The organism is Peptoniphilus obesi ph1, from assembly GCF_000311865.1.
Classification (GTDB): Bacteria; Bacillota; Clostridia; order Tissierellales; family Peptoniphilaceae; genus Peptoniphilus_E; species Peptoniphilus_E obesi.
In genome coordinates this window covers 604,359-607,242 of record NZ_HE978580.1, presented here as the reverse complement: position 1 = coordinate 607,242, position 2,884 = coordinate 604,359, and the positions used below count along the sequence as shown (strand labels likewise).

The 2,884-nt window shown below is 26.9% G+C and carries 3 protein-coding genes; all 3 read right to left on the bottom strand.

Translation table 11 applies throughout. The annotated features are described in order from the left end of the window. Positions 1-23: 23 nt before the first annotated feature. A complete protein-coding gene (locus HGPB_RS02635; RefSeq protein WP_019132137.1) occupies positions 24-950 on the bottom strand; it encodes a helix-turn-helix domain-containing protein in 927 nt (308 codons plus the stop codon). Beyond that, positions 940-2,346: an ATP-binding cassette domain-containing protein gene (locus HGPB_RS02630; protein WP_019132136.1), complete on the bottom strand. Its 1,407-nt coding sequence runs from the start codon at positions 2,344-2,346 to the stop codon at positions 940-942. Before HGPB_RS02630 ends, HGPB_RS02635 begins: the two co-directional genes overlap by 11 nt. Continuing rightward, a partial coding sequence (locus tag HGPB_RS02625; RefSeq protein WP_148497886.1) for an energy-coupling factor transporter transmembrane component T occupies positions 2,340-2,884 on the bottom strand: 545 nt, incomplete at its 5' end. The genes HGPB_RS02630 and HGPB_RS02625, both read right to left, overlap by 7 nt.

Here is a 2,884-nt window from a genome sequence, read left to right as displayed (position 1 = left end):
AAAATACAAAAAATTAAGACACCCTAGAGGTGTCTTTTTTTTCTGTATTCACTTGGACTTAAACCTGTAAAATTTTTAAAGGATCTCGTGAAATTTGATGGATTGTTTAAACCAAGTTCCATAGAAATTTCTGTTATATTTTTATTCGTAGTCATTAAAATTTCCTCTGCCCTCATCATCCTCAAATTATTTAAGTATTTTATAGGAGTGTACTGAAATTTTCTAATGAATTTATTATTTAAGTTTGATTTAGAAATCTCAAACTTTTTGGAAAGCATATCCAGATTAATATTTTTATCTAAATTTTCTTTTATAAATTCTTCGATTAAAATAATTTTCTCGCTATTTTTTTCCTTGTGGTATGATTTTCTTATTTCTGAAGTTTTTTCCATTGTGATGTCGTAAATTAAATCTAGTGCTTTTATAGAAATTTTTAAGATATCTCCATTTTTTAGTGCAAGTATTAAATCATTGGCACTTTGAATTAAAGTTTCATTTTTATATACAAAACCCATATCCTTTATTGAATTTATTTTTTCCAAAAATTTCACTAAAATTTTTCCGTAAAATGAATTTTTATCTATGCTTTTTTCAAAAATAAAGAAGTTAAAAGCTTGAACTCGATCCTTTGTGGTATGAGATTCTTTTGCATAAGGAAGAGCTTTTCCAATAAAAATCTCTCTAGTTATTAAAATTTTTGTATCATTAATATAGGTAAAATAATTACCTTCATAACAATAGGAAATTCTATAACCCTTTCGTCCTTTACTATCAGAGGCTTGAACTTGATATTTTTCTTTTAAGTCAATATACATAAGCATAAGACCGGGGAAAAGTTTATATGCTTTCATTTTATTTTTAGGATGTTCTATACCTTGATACTCTATAAATTCATCATTATCTTCTAAAACTTTAAAATCCCATGAGGATAAATCACTGCTATTTTTCATTTACAAACTCCAAAATATTTTCATCTGCACTTTTAATAAATTCATAATCATGCGTAATTATTATAATTGTTTTATTTTGCTTTTTCATTTCTTTTAAGAATCCTATTAATTTTTTCATGTTCTTTAAGCATAAACCAGATGTGGGTTCATCTAATAAAATTATTTTCTTCTGGCTAGTAAGAGCTAGGCCGAGGGCAAGTCTTTGTTTTTCTCCGCCAGACAAGGATTGGGGATGGCTTTCTCTTTTATCCCAAAGTCCGAGTTCGTGCAAAATTTTTTCCTTCAATTCTTTATCTTCGGATACTATTGAAATTTCAGAATAGACTGAGTCGGTAAATAATTGATAATTCACATCTTGCATGACCAGAGAAATCTTTTCATAGCTTCTCTTTATCTTCTCAGATTCATAATATAAATCGCCTTTTTGTTTTTTGTTAAGGCCACAAAGGTTTCTTATAAAAGAAGTTTTTCCTATTCCGTTTTCTCCAATCAAAAAATATATACCGCTATCAAAGGAAATATTAAAGTCAAAAATCACATTTTCATTTTCTTTGTATTTACAATAAAAATTTTTGCACTGTATTATCTTTTTGTCGTCATAATTTTTATCAAAAAAAGATTTTTTTATGTATTTTAGCTTGTTTAAGTCTTCCTTTTTTATTTCATTAATAGTTCTTAGCTTATGGGATTTTATAAAAGCCTCATTAATTTCTTCTCTTTTATAAGAATTTATTTTTTTATCTTCAATAATAAAAAGCTTATCTAGTATATCTTTTAAGTAATAAAGTCTATGCTCTGCAATGATTATAATTTTTTTCTTTTCTTGTAAAACTTTAATAATATTTTTTAGTTTTTCAATTGAATTATTATCAAGAGAAGCAGAAGGCTCGTCAAAAATATAAATTTCATTGTCCATTAGGGCAACAGATGTAATTGCTACAAGTTGTTTCTCTCCACCTGATAATTTTAAGAGGTCCCTATCAAGTAATTTGTCCGTTTCTAGAAGTTTTGTGTAGTAATCAATTTTTCTTAGGATTTCATCTCTTTTTACATTTCTATTTTCAAGGGCAAAGGCAATTTCATCGCTTGAATTTATGCAATAAAATTGGTTTTTAGGATTTTGAAAAACTGTGGAAATGTATTGACTCCTATCTGTTATGTTTTCGTCAAATAAATTTTTCCCATCAAATAGAACTTGACCCGAAATTTTGGCATTATTAATCTCTGGAATTATTCCATTGATTATTTTTATAAAAGAGGACTTGCCAGAACCGGACTCCCCACTTATTACGTTTATGCTTCCTTTTTCAAAGGACAGATTTATATTATCAAATATTTTATTTTCTTTACCCTCATAATTTTCATAGGCTAAAGAAAAGTTTTTAAATTCTAACATAGTTTCACCTTTATAAATAAAATAATTATAAAAATTCCGAAGGCTATTAAAATATAATCTTGTAACTTTAATCTTGCATTTGAAATAGATGATCTCTTGTCTTCAATTCTCATACCTCTTGTCATAGCTGATATTGCAACATTATCAGCAGTTTGAGATGTAATCATTAAAAGAGGAACAAATTTATATTCTAAAATTTTTGTTGGCTCTTTGAAAAAATTTTTCATAGTGAGTCCATGCATATACATAGCCTCATTTATTTTCTGGTAATCTTCTTTTATTGAATAGAAAAATCTAAACATTACAGAAACTGGAATAATCAAAAAGTTTGGTAATTTCAATTTTTTTAAGGAATAAACAAGATCACTCATTTTTGTGGTAGATATGGCATAGTAACCCATCATAACCCCGGGCAGAACTCTTATAATTATTCCTACATATAGGTTTAAAATCATTGTCCAAAAATTTTGTGGAAGAGTAAATAATAATAATCTTTGAACTATGATTGCCACAAAAGTATAGAAGAGTCCCTTAATTA